Source organism: Luteibacter flocculans (genome assembly GCF_023612255.1).
Lineage (GTDB): Bacteria > Pseudomonadota > Gammaproteobacteria > Xanthomonadales > Rhodanobacteraceae > Luteibacter > Luteibacter flocculans.
In genome coordinates this window covers 2,130,537-2,157,072 of record NZ_CP063231.1, presented here as the reverse complement: position 1 = coordinate 2,157,072, position 26,536 = coordinate 2,130,537, and the positions used below count along the sequence as shown (strand labels likewise).

Below are 26,536 nucleotides of genomic sequence, written 5' to 3'. Positions count from 1 at the left end.
TAGCAAATTGACAGCGCTGTCATTCCTGCCAAGATGCGGCCCGGAAGCGCACCGCCGGTGCGCCAGCCAGGGGCCCATGCCGTGCCATTGCTGCAGCGATCGTGCCTGTTCTTGCGAAGCCATTCCGTTGCGCTGGCGTTTGCCGGCGCCGTGTTGAGCACCGTGCCGGCCGCGGCGGGTGATGCCAACGCAGTACACCCCGAGCAATGGCCGAAAGGCACATCGCCGCTGCCGCCGAACCCGGCGATCGAGGCGCGGATACACGCGCTGATGGCGAAGATGTCCGTGGAGGACAAGGTCGGCCAGATGATCCAGGCCGACATCAAATACGTAACGCCGGACGACGTACGCACCTATCGCCTGGGCTCGGTGCTGGCGGGCGGCAATTCCAAGCCGCCGGGGCATCCGTACCCGGACGGCTCGCATTGGCGCGAATTGGCCGACGCGTTCTACCACGCCTCCATGGACACCTCGCGTGGCGGACTGGCGATCCCGGTGCTGTTCGGCATCGACGCCGTGCACGGCCACAACAATCTGGTCGGCAGCACGCTGTTTCCGCAGAACTCCGCGCTGGGAGCGACGCGCGATCCGCAACTGATCCACGATATCGGCGAGGTCACCGCGCAGGAACTCCGCGCCAGCGGTATCAGTTGGACCTTCGCGCCGACGCTTACCGTGCCACAGGATGGTCGCTGGGGACGTGCGTACGAGGGCTACTCGCAGAATCCGGCGTTGGTCGCGCAGTACGCCGCGGCAGTCGTCGGTGGGCTGGAAGGCAAGCCGGGCACGCCGCAGTTCCTCGATGCGCAGCATGTGATTGCCACGGCCAAGCATTTCGTCGGCGACGGCGGTACGCACGACGGCAAGGACCAGGGCGACGCGCAGATCAGCGAAGCCGCACTGCGCGACATCCACGCCGCCGGCTATCCGCCGGCCATCAAGGCGGGCGTGCAGGTCGTGATGGTCTCGTTCTCCAGTTGGAACGGCGTCAAGATGGCCGGCAACAAAGCGTTGATCACCGGCGTACTGAAAGAGCGCATGGGCTTCGACGGCATTGTGCTCGGCGACTGGAACGCGCATGGACAGGTGCCGGGCTGCACCAATGAAGACTGCGCCGTAGCGTACAACGCGGGGCTCGACATGCTGGAAGCCCCCGATTCCTGGAAGGGTCTGTACACGAACACGCTGGCCCAGGTGAAAGCCGGCACCATCCCGATGAGCCGCGTAGACGATGCGGTAACCCGCATCCTGCGCGTGAAGATGCGGCTGGGCATGTTCGACGCCGGTGCGCCGTCGACCAATCCGCTTGCCGTCAAGGCGGCCGACATCATCGGCAGTCCTGCGCATCGCGAGGTGGCTCGTCGCGCCGTCCGCGAATCGCTGGTGCTGCTGAAGAACCATCGGGGCACGTTGCCGATCGATCCGCGCAAGCACGTGCTGGTGGCCGGTAACGGCGCCGACGATATCTCCAAGCAGAACGGCGGTTGGACGTTGGGCTGGCAGGGCACGGGTCTGACCAACGCGAATTTCCCGGGAGCCACCTCCATCTGGGCGGGCATCGACGCACAGGTGAAGGCCGCAGGTGGCAGCGCCGAGTTGTCGGTGGAAGGCAATTACACACAGAAGCCCGATGCCGCGATCGTCGTCTTCGGCGAGGATCCCTACGCCGAATTCCAGGGCGACCGTTCCAATCTCGCCTACCGCCCCGGCAACGACCGCGACCTGGAACTCCTGCGTAAGCTGCGCGGGCAGGGCATCCCGGTGACGGCCGTGTTCCTGACTGGACGTCCGCTCTGGGTCAATCGCGAGATCAATGCCGCGGACGCATTCGTTGTTGCATGGCTGCCGGGCAGCGAAGGCGAGGGCGTGGCAGATGTCTTGTTGCGCAAACCCGATGGCCGCGTGGCGTACGACTTCCACGGCAAGCTGGCCTATGCGTGGCCACGCAGCGCGGCGCAGATACCGGTCGCAGCCATCGCGCGCGGCGAGCGCCCGCAGTTTCCCTACGGCTTCGGCCTGACCTACGCCGACCATGCGGACACCGGCAACCTGCCGGAGGACCCGGGCCTCACGCTGAACAACGAGCAGACCGGCGTTTACTTCACACGCGGCAAGCCGGCAGCGGATTTCGTGCTGCGCTTGAGTGGCGCGCATGGTGGCGCCACGAACGTCACCGCGATGCCATCGGCCGCGGCCGACGGCAGCGTGCGCATCGAAGCCGTCGACTACAAGGCTCAGGAAGACGCACGCGAGGTGCGCTGGTCCGGTGCCGCGAGCGTCGAATTGGTCGCGCCCGCACCGCTCGACGTGGAGCGCGAAACGAACGGCGACGTGCTGCTCGTCACCACGTTGCGGATGGATGCCGCGCCGCCGGCGGACAGCGCCATCGGTGTGGGCTGCGGAACCGGATGCGAGGCCAGCGTGCCGGTCGGTACACAGCTCGCCGCGTTGCCCCAGGGGCAGTGGCTGCGAGTGGGCATTCCGTTGAAATGCTTCAGGGCGGCCGGCGCGAACATGAGCCGGTTGGATCGGCCTTTCGCGTGGTCCAGCCACGCCGGTGCGCAGATGGCCATCACGGATGTATCGCTCAGTACGGTGGCGGACCGCACCTTGTCGTGCCCGCCGTCCGGGAACGCGCCATGACTACCGTTTTCGGGCTTCCGGCTCGAGTGCGCTTGTTTGCTTTGCACCAAACCCGAGGCGTCCAACGCCTCGGCGAGCCGCGCACGCGAGTGCGTGGTGGGGTTTTTCGTACCTGTGAAGACGTGCTGCCGTGCCGCAAGCATTCGTTACCAACGCGTTTTATCATCGACCAATGACAGCGCTGTCATTCGGGGGAATGGCGTGTCGATGGGGACGTAGGGAAAACGTTTGTCTAGACCGGTAGTGCGGCGGACAACATTTATCCGAACGATGGACGGGGAGAGCCAAATGAATCTGCATCGCAAGTTGTTGTATGTCGCCATCACGCTGGCAATCACGCCAGGCACGCTGTTGGCGGCGGAACAGGACACCACCGCACAGAGCACGCCGGCGAAAGAGCAGGGCAGCAACGAGAAGAAAATTCAGAACCTGGACGCGGTCTCCGTGACCGCGACCAAGCGCGAAACGCCGCTGCAGAAGACGCCCGTGGCGGTGACCGCCATCTCCGTCGATACCCTCGACCGAGAGCGGGTCATGACCGTGCAGGACCTGACCAAACTGGTACCGGGCTTGCAGGGTACGTCGCAGGGTGACCACGGTGTCGTGACGCTGACCTTGCGCGGCATCGGTAACGACAGCGCCAAGACCGAATACGCCGATCCGGAAGTGGCGACCTTCGTCGATGGCGTCTATGCACCGCGTGCCGAAGCGGCATCGGGCCTGCTGCTCGACATGGACGGCGTCGAGACGCTGCGTGGCCCGCAGGGCACGCTGTGGGGTCGCAACTCCACCGCCGGCGCCATCAGCTTTCAGACGGCCAAGCCGGATATCGGTGCGGGCTTCTACGGCAACGCGCAGGTGGGCGCGGGCAACTACAACCAGGTGGGTGCGCGCGCTGCGTTCAACCTGCCCATCAGCAACACGTTCGCCATGCGTGTTGCGGTGGTGCACGAGCAGCACGATGGCTACGTCGATTACCAGAACCCGTCGGGCCAGTTGCCCAGCATCGCGCAGCAACAGCAGGCGTATCTTGCGTCGTCGGCTTCCGGCGGCACGCTAGCCAACTTCAAACCGATCGATCCCGGCCAGTACGTGCAGCGCGGCGACAAATACAACTCGCAAGACCAGTCCGCCGCGCGCGTCAGCGCGCTGTGGCAGCCCAGCGACGCGTTCAAGTGGAACCTTTCGTACGAGTACTTCGTCGACCGCGGCACGCCGAGCATGAGCCTCATGCAGAAGCCGCGCGAGGGGCAGGATTTCTGGTCGGCACTGATCGACACCGCGCCGTACCTGGACCGCACGTCCAAGACGCTGCGTAGCCGCATGGACTGGAACATCAACGACAGCATGCAGCTCAGCTACATCGCTGGCTACAACCACTACACGGGTCGAAGCGATTTCGACCAGGACGTGGGCGTCAGCGTGCCAACCAGCTTCACCACCAACGGCGTCTACCAGGACGATCGCACCAACGACTCCCGCTACAAGAACTGGAGCCAGGAACTGAACCTGAAGTCCGTCGGTCCGCAGACGGTCGACTGGATCCTCGGTGCCTATTACGGCTACGAAGACAACAGCATCCGCTTCGACATCCCCATCATGAACGGTACGCGCTACGGCACCGTGAACTGGCAGGGCTCGTTCATCCAGCCCAAGGAGACGGTGGAGTCGTATGCACTGTTCGGCCAGGCGACCTGGCACCTGAGCGACCACTGGCGCCTCACCGGTGGTGCGCGCTGGTCGCATGACACCAAGAAGAACGAGGGCGGTATCAACTGGGGCTGGGCTTACGATCCGACCGTGCCCCAGGTGCCGATCTCGCCGGACGTGTATCCGGACCCGTCGAACGGCTTCTCCATTTCGCAGCGCAATACGGCCAAGTACAGCAAGGGTAAGCCGACCTGGCTGCTGCGCCTGGATACCGACGTCAGCGAGAACGGCCTGCTCTACGCCAGCGTGTCCACCGGCTACAAGTCGGGCGGCACGCAGGATGCGGGCACGCTGTACAAGCCCGAGACGCTGACCAACTACGAAGTCGGCAGCAAGTTCACGTTCCTCGATGGCCACATGACCTGGAACTCGGCCGTCTATTACGAGAACTTCAAGAACTTCCAGCTCTCCGCGCCCATCGTTTATCCGGACGGCAATCACGGCCTGGGCTTCTCCAACGTCGGCGGCAGCACCAAGGTGCTCGGCTTCGAAACGGAGCTGGCTTACCAGCAGACCAACGACCGCTTCAACCTCATCTTCTCGGCGATCCCGAAGAAGGAACTGGGTCGTCTGATCTACGCCGGCTCCAACGACTATCAGGGCCTGCCGGCATGCCCGCCGCAGTCAAACCTTGCCAACTGCGCGAACGTGACCGGCAACGATCTGCCTCATGCACCCAACGTGTCGCTTACGGGTATCTACGAGCACACGTTCCACCTTGCCAACGGAGGACGCCTCACGCCCCGCGTCAGCGCGCAGTACCAGAGCTCGCAGTGGCTGAGCTACTTCAACCTGGGCGCTGGTGACCGGCAGAAGGCGTACACGCGTGGCGACGTGTCGCTGCGCTACAGCGAGCCAGGCGACAAGTGGTGGGTCAACGCGTACGTGCAGAACGTGTCCGACGGAAAGGTCCGTACGAGCGCCGGGCGCTTCCTCATGTCCGACGGCTCATTGGAATACGTATCGCAGTACCTCGCACCGCGCACCTACGGTGTGCAACTCGGTGTGTGGTTCTGACGTCATCCAGGGCGTCCCGTGTTCGGGACGCCCGACGTTTGCCGTTCCGTTGGGGCCGCTTCGGCGAGCGCTCACCCCTCTCCCCGTGAATGGCTTCTTTGCCGGGCCCGCATGATGCGGCCCGGCCGTTCTTTGATCCATCGCTAGCAACCCGCGGGAGCAGATCATGGCGCGCCTCAAGAACGTGTTGATCGTGGGCGGCGGCACCGCCGGGTGGCTGACGGCGTGTTACCTCGCCAAAGCAGTGAACGCCCTTGATCCGCGTAGCGTGCAGGTGCATCTGGTGGAGTCGCCCGACATCGGCCTGCTCGGCGTCGGCGAGGCGACGTTTCCTTCCATTCGCGGCACGCTGGCGGCCATCGGACTCGACGAGCGTCGTTTCCTGGTGGGCGCTACTGCGACGTACAAGCAAGGCATTCACTATCGCCATTGGGTGCGCCCACCGGGCACGCCCGGTGCTGACCATTTTTTTCATCCGTTCAATGCACCCAGCCAACGCCCGGGCGGCCCTGATTTGCTGCCGTACTGGCTACTGGGTGCAGCACCGGAGGGCATGCCGTTTGCCGATGCCGTGTCGATGCAGAGCACGCTGGTCGACCACTCGCGCGCACCCAAACGTGCGCGTGACAGCGATTATCAAGGCCCGATGAACCACGCGTTCCACTTCGATGCGGCGTGCTTTGCGCGCGTGCTCGCGGAGCACGGCCAACAGTCGCTCGGCGTTGTCCGGCACGTGGCGACGGTGGAGCGCACGGAGCTGGATGAGACGGGCGCCATCGCACGCGTGGTGACGAAGGAGGAGGGCGACCTCACTGCAGACCTCTACGTGGATTGCACTGGCCTGCGCGGCATGCTGATCGGCAACGTGATGCAATCGCCGTTTCGCAGCCGGGCGGACGTGCTGTTCGCCGACCGCGCCGTCGCCATGCAGGTGCCGTACGACACACCGGATACACCGATTCCCTCATACACCATCTCCACGGCCCAGGAGGCCGGGTGGATCTGGGACATTGGCCTGCAGAAGCGGCGCGGTGTGGGTTACGTGTATTCGTCGCGCCACACCAGCGACGACCGTGCCGAAGACGTTTTCCGACGTTACCTCGGCCAGGCCGGCGAAAACCTCAAGGCCATGCATATCCGGTTCGAGACGGGATATCGGCCCGAGCATTGGCGCAAGAACTGCGTGGCGGTGGGGCTGGCGGGCGGCTTTGTCGAACCGCTGGAATCCACCGGCATCGCGCTGATCGAACTGGCGACGTACCTGCTTTCCCATCTGCTGCCCAGCGACACGGATGGCATGGAAAGCGCCTCGCGCCACTTCAACGACATGATGGTTGCGCGCTACGACCGCATCATCGATTTCATCAAGATGCACTATTGCCTGAGCCAGCGACGCGACTCGGCGTTCTGGATCGACAATGCCGACCCCGCCACGATTCCAACCACACTGCAGGAAAAGCTGGCCCGGTGGAAACACCGGCCGCCGCATCGACTGGACTTCGTGACCGACCTGGAGATGTTCATGCCATGCAGCTGGCAGTACATCCTCTACGGCATGGAGTTCAAGACCGATCTCGAGCCCATGCGCAGTGCGTATCCGCATGTGGCCGCTGCACGTCACGAGTTCGCCATGATCCAGCAAGCGGCCATTCGCGCCCTCGATGATCTACCGGATCATCGGGCGCTGGTCGAGCAGATGTGTGGTGAGCATGCGCGGCGTGAGCTATCTCGTGAATCCGGCGTGGTCCGAGCCTCAGCCTGAAGGGATCGGTCGCTGTCTTGATGGCTCGTTGCATGTTGGCTGACCTCCCGTTGAAAAGTCAGTCACGGCGAGGCCGCGACGCTGTTCTTCGAGTTACCTTCGATCGCCAGCAGGCTGGCTCCCACCGAGTTGTCGAGGTTGCCGGTGGGAGCCAGCCTGCTGGCGATAGGAGACAGCGGGAGCCTGCTAATGACCGGTGGGAGCCAGCCTGCTGGCGAAAGGAGACAGCGGGAGCCTGCAAATGACCGGTGGGAGCCAGCCTGCTGGCGATTAACGAACTCGCCTACTGCCCGGTCTGCAGCTTCTTCAGATGGTCGGCGCCGTGAGTGTTGGAAGGATTGAGGGCGAGCGACTTGCGGTAGTTGGCGATGGCGTTGGGCTTGTCGCCCAGCGTCTCGTAGCCTTCGGCCAGACTGTCGAAGGCGTTCCAACTGGTCGACCACTGCTCCGTGTTGTAGCGAAACAGTCCGATCGCCTGAGTACCTTTGCCTTCGCGCAATAGGCGGTAGGCCCAAGTGTTCACGAAGTCTTCCGTGAGATGCAGCTCCGGATACTTGCGCTTCACCATCGCGATCACGCGCGAAGCATCGCCGGAACGATCGTCCTGCAAGGCGCGTTCGAGCGCGCCCAACGCCGGAGGCTTTCCCCAAATCTCTTCCAGCGCCTGGTTCGCGAGGTTCTGCAGCTCGTTCTGCGCTTCACCGGGCCGGTTGGCGAGGAGAACGATCCCGTAGCCGAGCGCCGGATAGATTTCGATGTAGCTCGCACAGCCAAACGTACTGCCGGACATGCGCAGGCGCGGCTTGTTGTCCACAGTTCGGCTGAGCACCCAGTTGAGGCCCATCGCGGACGTTTTTTCGGGATCGCCCCACGCCGTTTGCTGGGTAAGGCGAATGGCGGGATCGGTGGCTGCCAGTTCTGCGGTCAGGAACTTCGCCATATCGCGCGTGCTGTAGCGCAGGCCGCCGGCCATCAGAAAGGCATCCTCGTACATCCGCGGCATCGCGACGTGCCGCTTGTTATAGCCGTCCACCTCGAGCGCTTGCCTACCCTTGCCAAATCCCGACTGCATGCCGAAGGGCTTCTCGATATAGCGCGCCACGAGGCTTTGGTACGGCTCGTCATAGACCTTCTCGAGAATGCGGCCCATGAGCACGGGTGCGAGGTTCGAGTGCTGCGTCTCCGTGCCCGGCCTGCGACTGAGTCTGGCCGTCTTGAGTTCGGCATAGACCTGTTCCGGCGTGATGCGGCTCATCGCCTCCGTCGCGAGGAAGGGCGCCTTGTCCGGATCGACCCCATCGGGGAACGGGTTAGGCAGGTTGTCGGGCAAGGCCGAGGTCGTCGTGACCAGATCGACGATGCGTACCGGCGTGCCTTCCCATTGCAGGTTGGGGTAGTCGCCGGGCAGATAACGTCGAATGTCGTCCTGCAAGTGGATCTTTCCTTCGATCACGGCATGCGCAAGGATCAGCGCATTGAAGACCTTGCTGACTGAACCGATCTCGTAGACCGAGTTCTCGGTCGGCGGGCTGTCCTTGCCACGCGTGGTTGTACCGAAGTTGTAGAAATGCGGCTGACCATTCTTGACCACGGCGATCGACACGCCGTCGGCGCGGCCGTCAGCAACGAACTGGGTGCCGAGCCGCTGGAATACGCGGTCCATTCGCGCCTGCTCAGGCTCGGCGGTCGTTTGTGCCATGGCAATGGAGGCAGCCATGGACGCGCTGCAAATCAGCAAGAGGATGAGCTTGCGAAACGGCATCGTGTTTTCCCGTAGACGATGGGGTGGCAAACGCCGTACTCGGCGGTAAAGGCTGAGAGCGGATTCGTTAGCGGGAAGGATGCGCGGGTGTGGAAAAAGGTTGAAACGCGACCTTCAACGTTGGGAGGAGGGCGGGCCAGGCAACCTTCGATATAGCTGTGCCAGTGCATCCACCTTCTCCTGGATAACGACCATGTCCGCGTCCACCAGATCGGGAGGCGTCAGAGGCTTGCCGAAGAACCGGGCGAGAAGCTGGTCAGGTGCGGCGTCGAATCCTTCGGCCATCAGCGCGGCGTATCGCTTCTGAAAGTCGGCCGGATCTTTTCGGGCCATGTCGAACATGCGCGTTGCCCACAAGCCCGCGTAAAGATAATTGGCGAGATACAGCGGATCCTCGAACATCAGGCGCTTGCCGATCCACGCGTGCGCCAGTGACGGGTCGATGGAAGGCCAGATCTCGAACCGCCGGGTGATGTCCAGCGTCAACGCATCCATGTCCCCGGCGCCGCGGATCTTGCCGGCAACGACGCCGTCATAGATGCCTTCCTCCCATTGCGCCTCTTCGGCTGAGGTGAAGATCTCGAAGGTCATCTCGTCCAGTTGCGCCTGCAGGTAATACGCCTTCGCCGCGGGATCGTCGGTATGCCGATAGAGGTACTCGTAGAACAGCATCTCGTTGAGGATGGCGATGGCTTCATGCATCCAGCTCGGGCCGTGGTTGAGGAAGGGTGATACCCCGCGCTCGTCCATCAACTGGCTGTGGATCGCGTGACCGCCCTCGTGTGCCACGACGCTGGCTTCCTTGACCGTCGGCTTCCATACGCCGAGAAAAAGCGCGCCGGGAGATCCAGGGGCTGCAAGGGAGAAAGCATCATCTTCGCGCGTGCCCCGCACGGTGGCGAGGTCGGTGCGCTTGTTCGCAGGGTCGAGAAGGGCGCGAAAATGGGCTACGTAGTCACGACCAAGCGGCGCCAGTGACTCGGGAATCACGCGGCGCATCTGTGCGTCGTCGAAAGCAGGTGGCTCGAACCCCGACGTCGGCATCGCGAGATCCCAGCTATGCGCTTGCTCGATGCCGAGCGCGTGTGCGACATGCTCTGCGCGCAGGCGTTGGTACGCTTGTAGCAAGGGCGCATGGGCTTCCACGGCCTTCGCCGTGGCATCTACGTCGGCCCGGGTAAAAAGACGCGCGAAGTACGCGGCCTCCGGCGCATCGTTGAAGTGCTGCAGCTTGGCGACGCGGTCGTTGAGGCGGACGATCCCCACCAGGATCGACGCATAGGTTTCCTCCTGCGCGGCCAAGGCATCCTGGCGCAGCTTCCACGCCTGTTCGCGCACGCGGCGGTCGGGATCGGAAGCAAGCTTGTCGGCATCCTTCCCGACATCGAGGTCGCCGTGCGATGTATGGACATGGCCATAGGCCGTGGCGCGGCGCGTCTTCTGGTAGATGTTCCAGAACGTCTGGCTGTCCTGGTCGGTCAGCGTATCGAGGATGGATTGTTGCGCATCGGGAAGTTCGTGCGGCAGCGCGCGCACGGCGCGTTCCAGCAGCCAGTGGTAGCGCGCGAGCGCGGGCAGGGCAGCCACGTCCTTCGCAAACCCATCGCCACCGATCTTGCGCAAGGTCTGGCGGGTGCGTTCCACGACAGTATCCCCCGCATCGCCCACCGCACGTCGGGACTCGGCAGCGGCATGGTCGTCGATGTCCTGGGCCGTGCGCAGGTGCAGCCATGCCGCGTGGCGTTGGGTGCGCTCCAGCAGGCGTTCGGCCCGGTGCAAATAATCGAGCAGGGCACCGGGAGTGGGGTCGTCGAGGACGGGTAGCGCCGCGACGTCCGTCAACAACGTCGTGCGATCCGTCTCCTCGGCGGCGGGGCTCGCAAACCACAGGCGGGGATCGATGCGCCGGTCTTCGGCGTGAACGGGGGCAACGAGCACCGCCAGCAGAACGAATGGGATGAAGGTCTTCATTGGCCCACGCTAGCAGGCGCGTGAAGGCAACGCTTTACCCGGATTAGCGCGACCTGCGCCACGCCGACGGCGTCATGGCGTGCACTGCGCGGAACGAGCGGGAAAACTGCGCCGCACCCGCGAAACCGCATTCGAGGGCGATGTCCAGCAACGGCCGCCGAGTGGCGCGCAGCAGATGCGCTGCGCGCTCCACGCGCAGCCGGCGCAGGTAGTCGCCGGGCGTGCAGTGGTGAAAGAGCCGGAAGCTCCGGGCGAGATGGACGGGGTGGCGTTCTGCCACGGCCGCCAGATCGGCCAGCGACCAGTCGCGGGCTCGATCGTCATGCAGGCACTGGCGGACCCTGCGCAGCCAAGCTGGCTCCATCATGCTCAGCTCTGCCATGCCGCGACCGGTTTCCGCCAGGACGTCCAGGGCCAGGCCTTCGGCACATAGCGGCGCGCATGCGTCCTCGACCGCCATGGCCTGAACAATGCGCCATCCCAGCGCATGCAGCGTGGCCGACCGACGTATCAATGGGCGCCCGTCCAGTCGCGCGTGGTGCTCGGCCAGCAGGCCGGCCAGCGTATCGTCGGGATGGAAGATGACCTTGCGCGCGCCGCGGTGGCCGAAGCGCTGCTCGTGTTTTGCATGAGCGGGGCAGAACAGAAGATCGCCCGGCTCATGGACGTTGCGCATGCCAAGAATGGTTTCTTCGTAACCGCCTTCCACGACGAGACAGAACCAGGCCTCGTCGTGGCGATGTCCCGCCATGTGGCCGCCAGGGCGGTATTGGGAGACGTGGAGATCGACGATACCGCTCATCCAGATATTCCCGTGCAGGCTATCGCGCCGAGGCTTGCCCCGTGAGCCATGGTTGCGGCTCGACCAGTCGGAATACGTTGGACTCCACGGCGTCCTTGCGCAAGTGGGGGCCGTGGCCTGCACCATAGATGACCAGCACGCGATCGTCGGGCTTGGTGGCGAGCGCGCGGATGTGTGTGAAGATGCGCAGGTTGCGTGCATACCATTGACCGACCCATGCGGCGCCGGGGTTGTTGCTGTCGTCGCCGAACAGCGGCAGATCGAAGTACCCCTTCTGGTCCTCGGCCATACGCTTCGGATCGTTCCACATGAGATACCACTCCGTCACGCTGTGGCTTTTCAGGTACTCGGTTTCCTTCGCCGCCTGAGCTTTCCATGGGGCGACCCTAGCCTCCAGCAGATCGGCCTTGCCATGCGCCTTGGCCCACGCCATCCAATCGTAGTCGGCGTCCTTGCCGGGAGCGTTGTCATTCCAGTCCACGGCATCGACACGTGGCAGACCCAGCTGTTTCGCTAGGCGCAGACCGATCTGGTCGGTCTCGTCTGCCGTCAAGGTATAGCGGCCCGCCCGGTAATCGGCATAGCGCTTGTCCAGTTCCGCTTGCTTCGCATAGGGATATTCGATCGCGACGTGTGTGGGTTTCCAGGCCGCCAGCCGCGCGACCATCGTCTCGATCTCGGCCTGCCGCGCGGGAGTACGCACGTCTTCCACATGTGTGTTGGCGACGTCGCGATTGTGATTGGCCAGGTGGCCGGAGCCCAGGAACATCATCTGCGGAGCCTCCTGGGCGCCCGCGCACAGAGAGACGACAGCCAGGAAGGCAGCGGATACCCAACGACACATGGTGAACCCCATCGGATGGTCTACGAGCCGATGGGATGCGCGCCACGGCGGAAGCGTTGGCATGACTTTCGGCATGCCAACGGCGTGGACCGTCACACTAGATCGCGGCCACCGCAGGTTGCTGCGCCGCATCGCGTGGCGCTTTCGCCACGCGATACTCCATCAGCAGTGCCGACGGCACCGGGCACGCGGGGTGCATGCGCGCCAGTTGCAGGATCGACCCCGACACGCCGCTCATCAGCCCCGGGTTGAACGCATCGCGTGCCAGGCCGCCGACGATGCCGTGCTCCTCAATGCTCGACAACACGATCGCCGCTGGCGGCATGCCGCTATCGGGCACCTGGGACGCGGCGATGCGCGACGCGCGGTTCAACAGCTCCCAGTTGCTGAGATCGCCATGGCAAAGCGTGTGACTGTGGCCCCAGCCACCCTCGGCCGCGACGCGCACCGCGCGGCGTAGCGTGTCCAGGTGACGCGGGTGTCCCGTACGTTCGTAGAGATCGCAGGCCGCCAGGCCAATGCCGACGCTGCCATGACACCAGGTGTTCGCGAAGTCCCGGCTATCCGGCTTGCGAACGTCGATCCAATTGCCCGCCTCCGTGTCGTACAGCGATTCCTCGAAGTCGAACGCCCGCTCGGCGAGCGCGAGCCAACGCTGTCGATCGGTGGCCGTCCCGGCGTTACTGAGCGCAAGACGCGTCAACGCCCAGCCTGTACCGGTGGCGCCATGCGCAAAGCCACCGATGGGCTCGTCGAAGATCGACGCGGGCCAGCACGCGCCGCGTTCGTCGACGATGGCCGTGGCTTCGAGGTGCCTGCCGGCACGCTCGGCGAGTGACAGCCAACGTGAATCGCCGGTAGCCTCGGCCAGATTGAGCAGGGGAACGATCGCACCGCCGACGCCTTCGAGAACGTCGAGCACGCGCTCGTTCTCGATGTTCCACTGTTCCATACGTGCGGCCTGTGCCACAGCACGGGACACGTAGCCACGCCCAGGCATCAGCCCATCGAGCACGAGCCACGTCTGCACCTGCGAACCGAGCCCAATGAAGCCGCCGATCGCCTCGGGTTCATCGACGTCTTCCGCCGCGCGCAGAATCCGAAGCACCCCCTCCAGCGCATCGCCGATGCCCGCCACCTCATCGAGGCGTCCTTGGCGCATCTCTTCAGCATAGGTCGCCAATGCCAGCACGATGCCGCCAAGGCCGACGTAGAGATTGGATTGGAGTGTACGCATCTGCCAACCGCCGCGGCCCAGCACCGGGCTGATCCAGGTCATGGTGCGATCGTCGCCACGCACGGAGAGACGCAACAGCTGTTCGAGCGTCTGCCGAGCCATGGATCGCCGCCGTCGATCCAGATCGTTCGCATGCGGATGGTGCGCAGATAGGTCGTAGGGAGATCGCTTGTCGTCGTTGAGTCGAACGTTGAGGTGAGCGGTCACGAGGGCGCCGCGGATGGTCAGCTCCTCCAGTTCGACGCGCATGTCCAGCCAGGCTCGAAACACCTCGTCACGCTGCGACGCGTCGAGCACGTTGGCGAAGACGGGCACATCCCCGTAAAGCATGTCGTCGATCTCGCTGGCGATGAGCGCCGGCTCGGACGGGGCCACCGGAGATACGGCGGCGTTCTTCGCGAGCAGGTCGCGAGCACGCTCGACAGCGGCGGCTTCGTCATGCAGCGATGCGGGGTGCCAGAGCATGCGCATGACCTCGACGTACGCCTGCGTCGGCCGCCGGATGCGTCGGATCCGGCACCCGACGAAGGCATCGAGCAGCGGCGCGAGCTCCCCCTTGCGGTGCCGCTCGTTCAAGGTCTCGGTCATCGTGCGGAAGCCGACGACGATGTCCTCCCAGAAGCGCGAGATGTCAGGGTTGAGGCAGGGATGGTTCTTGCCGGTATCGATATCGACGCTGACCAGGCCGACGCGGGCGTCGGTCGTTCCGGGATCGACGATCTCAGGCACGCGGATCTTCGGCTGCTCCCCCTGCAGCGCACCGATGGCGGATATGTCCACGCCGTCCAGCCCGAGAACGGGTGCGCGAAAGGGGACAAGACCCGTCCGCAGGACCGACGAGCGGATGAGCGCCTGCGCAAGATCGACGGCTTCGCCCTTTTGCGAGGGCGGCAGGGGGATCTCGGTGACGAACAGGCTTTCGACATCGACCACATAGGGCACCGTGGACGAGGCGATCAGGTTCTCGTAGTGGATGTCGGTACCGCCCAGGAGTCGCATGACCGCGAGCCAATGGCCGATGTTCCGATAGAACACAGCAAGCTCGGCATCGTCGACGCAGTACACGTGGTCGACGTGCCGGCTCCACCCGTAATCGCCTCGGTCGAGCACCGCGGGAACGCGTATGCGCGATGGAGCGTCGCGAAGCACCGTGGCGAGAAAGCGATCCAGCGCCGCATCGACATGCAGCGACCTCGGCTTGTACATGACCGTGCCGCCGACGAATGTGAGGCGCGCTACGGATTGCCCGCCCTCGTGAACGTCGCCTTCGCCGAGGTGCAATGCGCGCAGCGCGCCCAGATCGGCACCGAGGAAGGCAGACAAGGCATCGCGGTCGGCCTCCAGTCGGGACACCATGGCGACGATGGCCCGGCGTTGCTGATCGAGGGCGCGAGCGAGGCGAGGCCTCAGCACGGGGTAACGTCGATCGATGGCTGCGATGAACTCGGTCGTCATCGAGCGGGCGATAAAGGCGGCGAAACGCGATGCGTCAGAGCCTTCAGGCAGTTCGCCGGACAGCTTCGCTGCGTGCAGTTCGAGCAGAAGCACGCGGTTGAGCTTGCGTTCTGCGTTGTCGCGTAGGGCGCGCTCTGCGGTCGCTGCGACCAGCTCTCTTTCGGCGGCGTCGAGCCCGGCCTGGGCGGCGATGTCACTGGCGAGACGTCGTCGTACGTCATCCGTCAGATAAGCAATGAGGGGAGCAAAGGCGTTAGGCGATGCGGATGCATCCATGGGCGGTCCCTGCATGACCGTTGCAAGCGGGAGGAGCGACGGAAGAGATAGCCGTGGTGGTTGCCACGGCTATCGCGACTACTGCCTGTCAGCAGCAGACGCCCGGCCGGGAAGCCGTACACGAACTGCAATTGGAAATCAGTGCGATATCCGTACTGGTCATGGCCATGAGGGTCTGGTTGTGACCTTCGGTGTAAAGCGGCCCAGCCGGGTTGTCATACCCACCTACGTTGTCGGCGCCACTCAACCATCCCGCGAGGATCTTGTCGGTCTGCATACGAGTACTCCTTACGTGTTACGGGTGTGCGCCCGGACGGTATAGGAATCGCGTCGCGGCGGGCGCGTCCACGACGACACCGCTCAGGCATTCTGAGGAGTTCGCAGCGTGATTTTGTGCGATTTGCCGATTCCGCACGCAATAGGCTTTTCATGCCGACTATGCATGTCTGGCACCATGCGCAGACGCGACAATGGTGTAAGGATGCGTCGATGATCCTCAAGCGCTTCATCCTTCAGCATCGCATGCTCGTGGCGAGCGCCGTGGCATTGTCTGCCGCAAGCGCGCTGTCCACCATGGCGCTGCTATCGCACATCAACGCCATGGCAACGCATGGCGTGCATGCCGGTGACACCGCACCGCTATGGGAAGGCGCGGGCTGGTTGGTTGCGGTCCTCGCGACAGGAGCCGCGTCGCAATTCATTCTCGCCCGTCTGGGTGGCGATCTCGTCGCGCAGCTGCGCATCGACCTCTCGCGCCGATTCGTCGACCTCGAGTACGAAACGCTCGCCAACGAGAAGCACACGATCTTCGGATCGCTCATCGAAGACGTGGCGAGTATCGCGCCGCTGGTCCTCGTCGCACCCTTGCTGGCGTACAACGTGCTGCTTGTCGTCCTGTATGTGAGCTATCTCGCCAGCGTGTCGCCGCCGCTGCTCGCTATTCTCGCGGGCTTTCTCGGCGTCACCGTGGTTGCGTCGATGGCATTGGAACGTTTTCTTCGTCGTCGCTTCGATGCCTTGCGCGATGCGAACGAAAAGGTCTTCGAGTATTTCCGTTACTTGAGCGAAGGAAAAAAGGAACTGGCGCTCAATGCCGCCCGCGCAAAGCACGTCGCCGACGAACTCATCCGCCCGGCCATCGGCCGCTCCCGCCGCCTGATGGTGCAGGTACACACGGGCCTGGGCTTCAACGAGGCATGGACATCGACCGTGATCTACGCATCGGTCTTCGTCATCGTCTACATCGGCTATGCGAGTCTGGCCTTGCCGCAGACGACGATCATGCGGTTCGTGATCGGCGCCTTGTTTCTCAGCGGCCCCGTGGCGTTCATCGTGAGCGCTGCGCGGCAGGTAGGTGTCGGCACGGCGAGCCTTCGGCATCTTCAACGTGTCGGCCTGGACCTCGATGGTGACGGCTCATCGAGACGGTCCGCTGTGCAGGGGAAGGGCGGCGCGTGGCAGCGCATCGCGCTCCGCGGCGTGACCTATGCCTATGCCGGCGAAGAAGAAGGACGCGTGGCGCTAGGCCCCATCGACCTCGACATCCAGCGTGGCGAGTTGCTCTTCATCGTGGGCGGCAATGGCAGCGGCAAGTCGACCTTGTTGCTGCTGCTTGCCTCGTTGCTCACGCCCCGCACCGGGGAACTGCTCATCGATGACGTGCCGCTCGGTCGAGATACGCAACCGCACCGGCAACGCTTCACCGGGGTGTTCGGCGACTTCTTTCTCTTCCCCCACGTACTCGACGCGAGCGGGCGACCGCTCTCCGATGAGCGCATCCGGACCTTGCTGACCTCACTGGGCCTCGGCTCGCTGGTGCAGGTGGAGCAGGGGGAATTGTCCAAGCTCACGCTGTCCACCGGACAGCGCAAGCGCCTGGCGCTGTTGCAGTGCTATGCCGAGGACAGGGACATTTTCTTTTTCGACGAATGGGCCGCCGATCAGGACACGCACTTCCGCGATTACTTCTACCGAACCTTGCTGCCGGACCTGAAAGCTCAGGGCAAGACCGTGGTCGCGATTACCCATGACGACCGCTATTTCGCGCTCGCCGATCGCGTGGTGAAGCTGGAATCGGGACGCATCGTGTCCGATACGCGACGTCGTGACCCGGGGGTCGCCTACGCGGCGGGCGACCAGTCTGCGGATCATCGCGTGGGTTAGCGGCACTGAGCACCGCGTTCGGACGGGATACCGGGCATCGAAAGAACTTGCGTTCGCGTCTTCACGAAGACGTAGACATCGCTTGCCTATCGTTGCCCCACCGATCCCCGAATGAGTGCCCATGAACACCGCATCGCAACGCTCGCCACGTGCGCTCGAAGCGGCCAGTTTCTTTCTTGCCGATGTGCAGGCGGGTGTGGGCCCGTTCCTGGGCGTGTATCTCCAGGCGCACCACTGGGCGCCCGGGCAGATCGGAACGGCGATGACGATCGGCGGCCTCGTGGCACTTGCCGCGACGGCTCCGGCGGGTGCGCTGGTAGACGGCACCACACACAAGCGAGGGCTGGTGGCTCTGGCGAGCGTCGGGACCGTACTCGCGACGCTCCTGCTGCTGTACTCGACCGCATCGCCCGCCGTGGTGACGTCGCAGGTCCTCACGGCACTTACGGGCGCCGTGTTCGGTCCGGCGCTTGCCGGCCTCACGCTGGGCCTGGTGGGACAGAGCGGCTTCGATCGGCAGTTCGGTCGTGTGCAGGTGGCCAACCATGCCGGCAACGTCGTGGCCGCCGCATTGTCCGGTTATCTGGGCTGGCGTTTCGGTTTTCCCGCTATCTTCTTGCTTGCAGCGGCGTTCGGCGCGTTCGCCATCGGTGCTACCTACACCATCCGACGGACGGACATCGACGACCGACGCGCGCGCGGCATGGGCGAGGGGGCGCAGGGCGGGGACGCGGGTACACCCGGCGGCTTCCGCCTCGTCTGGCAGAACCGTGCACTGTTGATCCTCGCGGCGACACTCTGCCTCTTTCACCTCGGCAACGCGGCGATGCTGCCGCTGTTCGGTCTCGCTGTCGTGGGGCGAGGACAGGCCGACCCGGCACTGTTCACCTCCGCCACCATCGTGATCGCCCAGCTCGTCATGATCGTGGCGTCGCTCGTTGCCATGCGTTGGATGCGCACCCGCGGGCATTGGTGGGTCGTCATGCTGACCCTCGTCGCCCTGCCGATCCGTGGCGTGATCGCCGCACTCTGGATGGACACCTGGGGCGTCATTCCGGTGCAGGCGCTCGATGGCATCGGCGCGGGCCTGCAGAGCGTCGCGGTACCGGCGCTGGTCGCCCATCTGATGAACGGCACCGGACGCGTCAATGTCGCCCAGGGCGCGGTATTGGCCGTACAGGGCATCGGCGCGGCACTCAGTCCCGCGTTGGGTGGCTGGGTAGCGCAGTGGTACGGCTTCGCCCCCGCGTTTCTCTGCCTTGGCGCGCTCGCGGCGTTCGCCATCGTTATCTGGTCCTTGGGCCGCGCCGCCTTCCCCCACACGACTCCCCACTCATCTCGTATGCCACAGGAAGCACACCATGCATTGGATTGATCCCGACCATCTCCCGATCACGCGCGGCAAGATCGCGCGCCTGTTGCTTAATCCCCACGGCCATCTCGACGGTGTATTGCTGAAGGACGGGACCGAGGTGCACATCCCGCCGCATCTGTCCGGCAAGCTTCTGCCACGCATGAAGATCGGCGACAGCATCGTGGTACGCGGCGTTCGCGTGCGCGGCAAGCCTCTTATCGTCGCGGTTGCCGTCGAGCCCGCGCATGGCGCGGCGGTCGTGGACAACGGACCGCAGGCCGAAAAGACCGTCGAACGTCACACACCGACCAAGGCAGAACGGTGGGGATACAGCGGCGTCATCGAATACCTCGTCCATGGCCCCAAGGGCGACGTCCACGGCGTGATCCTCGACGACGGCGTGCATCTTCGTTTCCCGCCCCATGCGGCGAAACGCTTCGCCAATGTCCTGAAGGTCGGTCGCGAGATCGAAGTGGAAGGCACCTGGCACGAATCGCCCCACGGCGTCGTCATCCACGCCGATCATCTGGCTCGCGCGGGGAGGCCGCTCGAAGCGGTCGAGTGAGGAGCCTGGGAGGGGGCGCCTGGGTGGCGCTCCCTTGGCAGATCAGGCCGGAAGCCGACGGAGCGGTAGCTGTGAGGTGCATGTTTCTCGCCGCCATGGCGGCTCCTGCGACGACGGTGTCGCCACGCGCGCGACGCCAGGCCCGCTGTATGATCGCCAGTCATACGGCCTGCTCGGAGCCCGCATGTACGTTCCACCGCTGTTTACCGAATCCAGGCCCGAGGAACTCCGGCGCATCATTCAAGCGCATCCGCTCGGAATGATGGTCACTAACACGGCCGCTGGATTGGAGGCCAACCACCTGCCGTTCGTCTTGGACGAGAGCCGCGGTGCGTTCGGAGTGCTGCTCGCCCACGTCGCCCGCGCGAATCCGATCTGGCAAGAGGTTCGGAACGGCGATCCCGTCCTGGTGGTGTTTCGTGGCGCGCAGGGTTACATCTCCCCGAGCTGGTACGCGAGCAAGCAGGAAACGCATCGCCACGTGCCCACCTGGAATTACGAGATCGTGCATGCGCACGGACGGATCAGCATCCACGACGATGAGTCGTTTGTACGCGGCATGGTGGCGCGACTCACGCGTCAGCAGGAGGCGAGCTTGCCCGCTCCCTGGAAGATGAGCGATGCGCCCGCCGATTACCTGACAGAACATCTGGCTCATATCGTCGGTTTGGAGATCGAAATCTCCCGTCTGGAGGGCAAGCGCAAGCTCAGCCAGAATCGTGAGCCGAGGGACTTCGACAGCACGCTGAAAGCCCTCGATGAGCACGGTCACCGTGAGCTTGCCGAGGCCATGCGACGCGCTCGGCCGGGAGGCGATTGAACCCAGGAGCACGCCGCCAGCGCGCGGAGGTCATGCGTAAGGACGATCGCTCAACGCATCGGTGGCGAGGGCTTTCGCCAACTGCCCTAGCAACTCGGTGACAGCGGCCGTTACGTCCGTTGCCGACACGATGCCTACGAGACGGCGTTCGTCGTCCACCAGCGGCAGGTGCGCCACGCCGCCACCGGCCATCGCTTGCACGATGTCCGCCAGCGACGCGTCTGCATGGCAGACGATGGCGGGCGTGGACATGATGCTGGCAGCGGTCATATGGACAAAGTCCGCTCCCGGGGCCAGCGCCCGCAAGACCAGGTCGCGCTCGGAAATCACGCCGAGCGGTTTCATGCTCGCTTCTGCGACAACGACGAGACACGACGCCTGATGCTTCTGCATCAACCGCGCGACTTCGGCCACGGGCGTGCCGCTCTCGACGGTGGGAACGCGTTGCCGGCCGATCTCGATGGCTTTCATGGCGTAACCTCCGGATGCTGCGACGGCTGATAAACCGACCGCGCCGAACATGTCGGCGTGGATTATCGCTCCTCGCCCGGCAAGCGACTGCGTGATTCAGTGGTAGAGCAACGTCGCCAGCTCGTTATGCGCGAGGACCTGCCGCGTAGCGCCACCGAACAGGCGTTCCCGCAGCCGCGTATGCCCGTAGGCGCCCATGACCAACAGATCGGCCTTGAACTGGTGAGCTTTTTTCAGGATCGTCGCGCCCGCTTCCCCCGGTGTGGTCCGCACGCGCCGGTGCGTCGCCTCGATACCGTGGCGTGCCAGGAAACCCGCAGGATCGAATCCTGGTGTTTCGTTGTCACTCTGGTGCGTGGGACATCCATCGAGCAGAAGCACATCCTGGGCCGCTGCGATCAGCGGCAAGGCCGCACGGATCGCGCGGACGGCAGGAAGGCTGCCGTCCCATGCGACCACGACCCGATCGAACACGCCGGAGGGGGCGCAGACGGAAGGCAGTACGAGGCAAGGCAGGCCTGTTCCCATCAGCAGGCTTTCCAGGCCGTCCAGGGAATTGGCGTGCGGATCGGCAGGCCGCTGGACCACGATCAAGTCGTGCCACGCGGCGAGCATGGCCAGCGTATGACCCGGATCATTTCCCGCCCAGGCCCACTGCGGCCTCTGCGCACCCGCAGCAAGGGCCAAACGGAGAAAGGTATCGCGACCGGCAACGGCTTCCCGACCTTCGCTCTGAGACGAGTGAGTGATGGGTTCCCGCAGCGACGTGGAACGCGTGCCGGCTTCAGCAGACGGGACGCCCAGGAACGCCGGCGAGATCGCGCAACCCGTGACGGATCCATCGTCTCGCGCGGCGAGACGACTCGCGACATAGGCCGCGCCATCCACCGGTCCGGCGACAACGGCCAGAACATCGCCTACGGCCGGAAGGCAGGAGGCAGGCATCTGAGCCACGGTGCGCTGGGAACGTGCTGTCGTATTCATGAAAGCCCCGCTCTGAAATGGCTACGTCTGCACGCTAGCGCAATGGCGGGGTGCGTCCTTGACCTGCGTCAAGCCGCCCGTTCTTGCGCGGCGAGGAGTACCGCCATGGCCGCCGATGCCACGCGCGCGGCCGACGTATCGGATCGGCTGGTGAGGGCGACGGGCAGGGCGGCGCCCAGGACCATACCCGCCGCAATGCCGTCCGCGAGCAATACCAGCGCCTTCGTCAGCAGATTGCCGGACTCGAGATCCGGCGCGATGAGGATGTTGGCGCGCCCCGCCACGTGCGAGTCGATATGTTTCAGGCGCGCGGCCGCAGGGCTTAGGGCATTGTCCAACGCGAGCGGGCCGTCGACGTCGGCATCCGCGATCTGGCCGCGCGCTGCCATCTTGGACAGCGCGGCGGCATGGAGTGTCGCCGGCATGTCCTCGTGAAGCGTCTCCACCGCGGCGAGAATCGCCACGTGCCGGCGCTCGATGCCGATGGCCTTCGCCAGGTCGATGGCGTTCTGGCAGATGTCGCGCTTTTCATCGAGATTCGGCCGTATGTGGATGGCGGCGTCGCTCACGATCAAGGGATGCGCATAAGCGGGTGTGTCGATGGCGAAGGCATGGGTCATGCGCCCCGGACCGCGAAGACCTGTATCGCGGTCGAGCAGCACATGCAGCAGATCGGACGTGTGCATGTCGCCTTTCATCAGTGCGGCGACATCGCCGCGGCGCCCTGCCATGACGGCGAACTGAGCCGCGGTGTGAGCATCGGGCGCGTCATGGATGATCACGCCTTCGAGACCACGCCCCAGCGTGTCGGCCAGGCGACGGATATGCGTTTCCGGCCCGAACAACCAAGGTTCGATCAGGCCGTGCGAGGCAGCATCGAGCGCGCCCTCGAGGGAAACGGCGCTACAGGGATGGACCACACCCATCGGAAGTTTCGGACGATTGCGACAACGCGATAGCAGAAAGCGGAAACGCGGATGGCGAAGGTCGGCATCGGCGATCGTATCGGTGCTTGGCAGCGACATGGCGACTCCAGCGCGTACATCACGAAGAGGGGCGGGCTCGGCGACGCGATGCCTTGGCTACCGACATCCGGCATCAACGCGTCAACGTCGCGAAGCATGCCTCCATTCTGGATCCCGTCACAGCCGGCTTATTGATCCTCGTCAAGACGATGGATCGGGTTCAAGTCACAAGAGCAGCCCAAGAGCCACCAGTCCCATCACGACCGTGGCCACCCAACCCAGAAGGCGAAGCGTGCCTTTGAGGACGAAGGGTCCCATCAGCGATCGGCTGCACGCCGCGACCATGATCGCCCCCATGAGCGGCACGGCGATCACACCGTTGATCACCGCAGACCAGAACAGTAAACGCAGTGGCGATACGGGAAGGAACGTGAGCAAGGTACCCAGCGCCGTGGCAATCGCCAGAATGACGTAGAAGGTCCTGGCCTCGGCGACCGTGTTCTCCAGGCCGCCTTTCTGCCCCAGGGCTTCGGACACGGCGTATGCCGCGGAACCCGCCAGCACCGGCACGGCGAGCATGCCGGTACCGACGATACCCAGGGTGAACAACATCGACGCCAGGCGACCGGCAAGAGGCTCCAATGCGCGCGCCGCGTCTGCCGAGGTATCGATCGACGGCAGCCCGGCCCCATGCAGTACGACGGCAGCCGTCAGCATGATGAAGAACGCAACGACGTTCGAGTAGGTCATGCCGAGATTCGTGTCGATGCGGATGCGACGGAATTCTTCTGGCGCGTCTTCCGGTGCGGCAAGCAGGGCCTGCGCACCCGGCTTACCGCGTTCCTGTTCGACTTCCTCTGCCGCCTGCCAGAAAAAGAGATAGGGACTCACGGTCGTACCGAAGACGGCGGTCAACGCCACCAGCGTGCGATGGTCCCATCGTTCCGGATGCCAATGCGCAACCATCTCGCGCCACGGAATACCGACGACGCACGCCGTCAGTACATAGGCGAGGAGGCTCGCTGTGAGTACCTTGAGGATGGGTGCGTAGTGCCGAAACGGTATGAAGACCTCCAGCAGCAACGAGACCGCTGCACAGAGCAAGGCAAGATAGCGCGCGTGGCCGCCGGTGAGCATGGCCAGCGCATCGCCCATGGCGCCGATGTCGGCGGCGAGATTCACCACGTTGTTGATGACCAGCAGCCCGACCAGCCCGGCGACCACCCCGCGCGGCAGGATGCGGGTGAGGTTGGCAGCCAGCCCCATTCCCGTGACCCGGGCGATGTGGGCGCAGATCGTCTGGATGCCGATCATCAACGGGACGGTCGCGACCGTCGTCCAGAGCATGCTGTAGCCGAACTGCGTGCCTACCTGTGAATAGGTGGCAATGCCACTGGGGTCGTCGTCAGCCGCGCCTGTCACCAGGCCAGCCCCGAGTCGCCGCCATCCCGCCTTCACTGCGGAGGTCCGGGTACGGCGTGGGGACGCAGGACTGTTCATGACGAGGGCAGTGCAGCAAAACCGGCGTCCCCCGGAGTTGATACGCATCAAGAGAACATCAGCTCGCCCTGGCTCAAGGCGTGGCCACACGCGTTGCGGCGAGCGACGGCCTTGCAGGGTCCGAATCCGACAGCACGAGCATGCCCGTGGGCGGAATCGATACCTCGCTGCCGCATGCGAGGACGGCAGCCGCGGTGGGCGGGCGGTCCGCATCGAGCACGACGAACCATGCCTCGGTCCCCGGTGGCGCAGGCAAGCGGAAGGTCCGCTCGTGTTCCCCTGGATTGAGAGCGAGAAAGATGCGTTCGTTGACCGCTTCGCCTTCGCCGGGACCGGTGACGAGAATACCGAGAGCGCGCTCTGCAGTGTCTGCCCATCCTGCCGAGTCGAGTTCGGATCCATCGGGCTCGGACCAGCGGATGTCCCGGTCGTCGACGTGTATCGCCGTGGCCCCACGGAAGAACGCGTCGACACGCGGAAAGCGGAACCGTCGCCGCAACTGCAACGCGCGGGCGAGCCATGGCCGCAGATCGCGCATGGGGTCCTCGATGGCGGTCCAGTCGAGCCAGCTCAGGGCGTTGTCCTGGCAAAAGGCATTGTTGTTGCCGTGCTGCGTACGCGATAGCTCGTCCCCAGCGAGCACCATCGGCACGCCGCGAGACAACGCCAGCGTCGCCAGCATGGCGCAGCGTCGGCGACGACGGAGCAGGCGCAGGGCTTTGTCCTGGGTATCGCCTTCCTCACCGCCATTGCTGCTCCAGTTCTCCGGACTGCCGTCATGGTTGTCATAGGGATTTGCCTCGTTGTGCCTGGCGGCGTACGAGGTGACATCTGCCAACGTGAAGCCATCGTGGCAGGTGACGTAGTTGACCCCGTGCAGCGGGCCGCGGCCGCCGTGGTCGAACACATCGCTGGAACCCGCCAGTCGCGTCGCCATCGCGCCGCGGGCGCAAGCGTCGCCACGCCAGAACCGTCTGATGTCATCGCGATAGCGGCCGTTCCATTCGCGGATGGGCGGCGGAAACGACCCGAGGGCTCCTGACGTCGAGGCATCCCACGGCTCGGCGATCAACTTCAGGTCGCGGAGATCCGGATCGGCGGCAATGGTGCGCCACAAAGGCGCATCCGCGTCGAACGCGCCGGTCTCGGAGCGTCCCAGGAGCGTCGCCAGATCGAAGCGAAACCCGTCGACCCCAATCTCGCAAGCCCAGTAGCGCAGCGTGGCGTGGAAAAGTGCGATGACGGCGGCCTCGGACGGATCGAGGGTGTTGCCGCAACCGGAGGCATCCACATAGCGTTCCGGATGCTGCTCCTGCAAACGGTAGTACACGGCGTTGTCCAGACCGCGCAACGTCAGCGTCGGCCCGTCGGCACCGCCTTCAGCGGTGTGATTCAGGACGATGTCGATAATCACCTCGATACCGGCGTCATGCAGTCGATCGACGGCGTCCGCCATGGCACGTGCGTCTCCGCCGCCAAGGTAGGGCGCATGGACGGCCATCGGAGCGATCGGGTTGTAGCCCCAGTAGTTGGTCAGCCCGTGCCTGACGAGATGCCGTTCGTCGATGAAGGCCGCCATCGGCATGCACTCGATGGCCGTGACGCCAAGCTGCTGCAGGTACGCGATGACAGAAGGCGCCGCGAGCGCGGCGACGGTGCCTCGTATGGCCTCCGGCACGGCCGGATGGGATTGGGTGAATCCCTTGACGTGCAGTTCGTAGATGACCGTGTCGTTCCATGGCGTACGTGGCCGGGCCGGCCGCTCCGAAAGCGGCGGCAGCGGCGCCGTAACGACGCATTTCGGTACAAACGGTGCGCTGTCGCGTTCATCCATGGCGGAGGCGACGTCGGGCGTTCCACCTGCGTACCCGAATACCGCATCGCCCCAGGTGAACGTGCCGAGCAACGCCCGGGCACAGGGGTCGATGAGCAGCTTGTGGGGGTTGAATCGGTGCCCACGGCATGGATCGTAAGGGCCATGCACCCGAAGCCCATAGACGAGACAGGGGCCTGCGCCTTCGAGGTAGCCGTGCCAGATGTCGCCGTCACGCACGGGCAGGGGAAGGCGAGCGAGTTCACGCTCGCCCGTCTCGTCGAATACGCACCATTCGATGGATTGGGCGTGCCGCGACACCACGGACAAGTTCACGCCGTGGCCGTCCCAGTGAGCACCTAAAGGCTCCGGTGCCCCTGCTGCGAGGACAAAAGGCCCGTTCATGCGGCCTGTGCAGGGTT

The 26,536-nt window shown here is 64.6% G+C and carries 18 protein-coding genes; 7 read left to right on the top strand and 11 right to left on the bottom strand.

Annotated elements, in window-relative coordinates; translation table 11 throughout:
- The first annotated feature begins 33 nt into the window (after positions 1-33).
- From IM816_RS09085 to IM816_RS09075, 3 genes are all read left to right on the top strand, one after another.
- Entirely contained in the window at positions 34-2,643 is a 2,610-nt protein-coding gene (locus IM816_RS09085; RefSeq protein ID WP_250337806.1) for a glycoside hydrolase family 3 protein, read from the top strand.
- Between the two features lie 288 nt (positions 2,644-2,931).
- Entirely contained in the window at positions 2,932-5,370 is a 2,439-nt protein-coding gene (locus tag IM816_RS09080) for a TonB-dependent receptor (RefSeq protein WP_250337805.1), read from the top strand.
- A gap of 166 nt (positions 5,371-5,536) precedes the next feature.
- The gene (locus tag IM816_RS09075) at positions 5,537-7,132 is read left to right on the top strand and encodes a tryptophan halogenase family protein (protein WP_250337804.1); all 1,596 of its coding nucleotides are present in this window, start codon (positions 5,537-5,539) and stop codon (positions 7,130-7,132) included.
- Between the two features lie 283 nt (positions 7,133-7,415).
- Here IM816_RS09075 and IM816_RS09070 read toward each other — a convergent pair whose 3' ends face one another.
- From IM816_RS09070 to IM816_RS09045, 6 genes are all read right to left on the bottom strand, one after another.
- Positions 7,416-8,894, bottom strand: a complete 1,479-nt coding sequence (locus IM816_RS09070) for a serine hydrolase domain-containing protein (RefSeq protein ID WP_250340661.1) — start codon at positions 8,892-8,894, stop codon at positions 7,416-7,418.
- A 114-nt stretch (positions 8,895-9,008) separates the two neighbouring features.
- Positions 9,009-10,865 carry a M3 family metallopeptidase gene (locus IM816_RS09065; protein ID WP_250340660.1) on the bottom strand — a complete coding sequence of 619 codons (1,857 nt, stop codon included), beginning with the start codon at positions 10,863-10,865 and terminating at the stop codon, positions 9,009-9,011.
- Between the two features lie 43 nt (positions 10,866-10,908).
- A complete protein-coding gene (locus IM816_RS09060; protein WP_250340659.1) occupies positions 10,909-11,667 on the bottom strand; it encodes an AraC family transcriptional regulator in 759 nt (252 codons plus the stop codon).
- Between the two features lie 19 nt (positions 11,668-11,686).
- A complete protein-coding gene (locus IM816_RS09055; protein WP_250340658.1) occupies positions 11,687-12,511 on the bottom strand; it encodes a DUF5694 domain-containing protein in 825 nt (274 codons plus the stop codon).
- Positions 12,512-12,608: 97 nt separating this feature from the next.
- On the bottom strand, positions 12,609-15,479 hold the full coding sequence (locus IM816_RS09050; RefSeq protein WP_250340657.1) for a type 2 lanthipeptide synthetase LanM family protein: 2,871 nt from the start codon (positions 15,477-15,479) through the stop codon (positions 12,609-12,611).
- Positions 15,480-15,567: 88 nt separating this feature from the next.
- The gene (locus IM816_RS09045; protein ID WP_072320961.1) at positions 15,568-15,756 is read right to left on the bottom strand and encodes a DUF6229 family protein; all 189 of its coding nucleotides are present in this window, start codon (positions 15,754-15,756) and stop codon (positions 15,568-15,570) included.
- Between the two features lie 212 nt (positions 15,757-15,968).
- On the opposite strand from IM816_RS09045, the gene IM816_RS09040 reads away from it, so the two are divergent.
- The 4 genes from IM816_RS09040 to IM816_RS09025 all read left to right on the top strand — a co-directional run bounded on the left by IM816_RS09040 (position 15,969) and on the right by IM816_RS09025 (position 20,381).
- Positions 15,969-17,642 (top strand): cyclic peptide export ABC transporter, encoded by a 1,674-nt coding sequence (locus tag IM816_RS09040; RefSeq protein WP_250340656.1) that lies wholly within the window; start codon positions 15,969-15,971, stop codon positions 17,640-17,642.
- Between the two features lie 115 nt (positions 17,643-17,757).
- Positions 17,758-19,017, top strand: coding sequence for an MFS transporter (locus tag IM816_RS09035; RefSeq protein ID WP_425602623.1), 1,260 nt, complete (start codon positions 17,758-17,760; stop codon positions 19,015-19,017).
- Positions 19,004-19,561 (top strand): hypothetical protein, encoded by a 558-nt coding sequence (locus tag IM816_RS09030; protein WP_250340654.1) that lies wholly within the window; start codon positions 19,004-19,006, stop codon positions 19,559-19,561. The genes IM816_RS09035 and IM816_RS09030 overlap by 14 nt, the downstream gene beginning before the upstream one ends.
- Before the next feature lie 34 nt (positions 19,562-19,595).
- Complete coding sequence (locus IM816_RS09025) at positions 19,596-20,381, top strand: FMN-binding negative transcriptional regulator (RefSeq protein WP_250340653.1); 786 nt, start codon at positions 19,596-19,598, stop codon at positions 20,379-20,381.
- 30 nt (positions 20,382-20,411) lie between these two features.
- Here IM816_RS09025 and IM816_RS09020 read toward each other — a convergent pair whose 3' ends face one another.
- The 5 genes from IM816_RS09020 to glgX all read right to left on the bottom strand — a co-directional run bounded on the left by IM816_RS09020 (position 20,412) and on the right by glgX (position 26,519).
- Complete coding sequence (locus tag IM816_RS09020; protein ID WP_250340652.1) at positions 20,412-20,852, bottom strand: CBS domain-containing protein; 441 nt, start codon at positions 20,850-20,852, stop codon at positions 20,412-20,414.
- A gap of 96 nt (positions 20,853-20,948) precedes the next feature.
- Positions 20,949-21,836 (bottom strand): universal stress protein, encoded by an 888-nt coding sequence (locus IM816_RS09015; protein ID WP_250340651.1) that lies wholly within the window; start codon positions 21,834-21,836, stop codon positions 20,949-20,951.
- A 68-nt stretch (positions 21,837-21,904) separates the two neighbouring features.
- Positions 21,905-22,861, bottom strand: coding sequence for a bifunctional enoyl-CoA hydratase/phosphate acetyltransferase (locus tag IM816_RS09010; RefSeq protein ID WP_250340650.1), 957 nt, complete (start codon positions 22,859-22,861; stop codon positions 21,905-21,907).
- A 165-nt stretch (positions 22,862-23,026) separates the two neighbouring features.
- On the bottom strand, positions 23,027-24,259 hold the full coding sequence (locus tag IM816_RS09005) for an NRAMP family divalent metal transporter (protein WP_250340649.1): 1,233 nt from the start codon (positions 24,257-24,259) through the stop codon (positions 23,027-23,029).
- Positions 24,260-24,374: 115 nt separating this feature from the next.
- Positions 24,375-26,519: a glycogen debranching protein GlgX gene (gene glgX, locus IM816_RS09000; RefSeq protein ID WP_250340648.1), complete on the bottom strand. Its 2,145-nt coding sequence runs from the start codon at positions 26,517-26,519 to the stop codon at positions 24,375-24,377.
- Positions 26,520-26,536: the final 17 nt, after the last annotated feature.

Excerpts from the sequence above, each read along its gene's own strand:
- IM816_RS09085 (WP_250337806.1), top strand. The coding sequence starts at position 34 with ATGCGGCCCGGAAGCGCACCGCCGGTGCGCCAGCCAGGGGCCCATGCC.
- IM816_RS09075 (WP_250337804.1), top strand. The coding sequence starts at position 5,537 with ATGGCGCGCCTCAAGAACGTGTTGATCGTGGGCGGCGGCACCGCCGGG.
- IM816_RS09010 (WP_250340650.1), bottom strand. The coding sequence starts at position 22,861 with ATGTCGCTGCCAAGCACCGATACGATCGCCGATGCCGACCTTCGCCAT.
- glgX (WP_250340648.1), bottom strand. The coding sequence starts at position 26,519 with ATGAACGGGCCTTTTGTCCTCGCAGCAGGGGCACCGGAGCCTTTAGGT.
- IM816_RS09020 (WP_250340652.1), bottom strand. The coding sequence starts at position 20,852 with ATGAAAGCCATCGAGATCGGCCGGCAACGCGTTCCCACCGTCGAGAGC.
- IM816_RS09030 (WP_250340654.1), top strand. The coding sequence starts at position 19,004 with ATGCATTGGATTGATCCCGACCATCTCCCGATCACGCGCGGCAAGATC.
- IM816_RS09070 (WP_250340661.1), bottom strand. The coding sequence starts at position 8,894 with ATGCCGTTTCGCAAGCTCATCCTCTTGCTGATTTGCAGCGCGTCCATG.
- IM816_RS09040 (WP_250340656.1), top strand. The coding sequence starts at position 15,969 with ATGATCCTCAAGCGCTTCATCCTTCAGCATCGCATGCTCGTGGCGAGC.
- IM816_RS09065 (WP_250340660.1), bottom strand. The coding sequence starts at position 10,865 with ATGAAGACCTTCATCCCATTCGTTCTGCTGGCGGTGCTCGTTGCCCCC.
- IM816_RS09015 (WP_250340651.1), bottom strand. The coding sequence starts at position 21,836 with ATGAATACGACAGCACGTTCCCAGCGCACCGTGGCTCAGATGCCTGCC.
- IM816_RS09045 (WP_072320961.1), bottom strand. The coding sequence starts at position 15,756 with ATGCAGACCGACAAGATCCTCGCGGGATGGTTGAGTGGCGCCGACAAC.
- IM816_RS09050 (WP_250340657.1), bottom strand. The coding sequence starts at position 15,479 with ATGGATGCATCCGCATCGCCTAACGCCTTTGCTCCCCTCATTGCTTAT.
- IM816_RS09080 (WP_250337805.1), top strand. The coding sequence starts at position 2,932 with ATGAATCTGCATCGCAAGTTGTTGTATGTCGCCATCACGCTGGCAATC.
- IM816_RS09055 (WP_250340658.1), bottom strand. The coding sequence starts at position 12,511 with ATGTGTCGTTGGGTATCCGCTGCCTTCCTGGCTGTCGTCTCTCTGTGC.
- IM816_RS09060 (WP_250340659.1), bottom strand. The coding sequence starts at position 11,667 with ATGAGCGGTATCGTCGATCTCCACGTCTCCCAATACCGCCCTGGCGGC.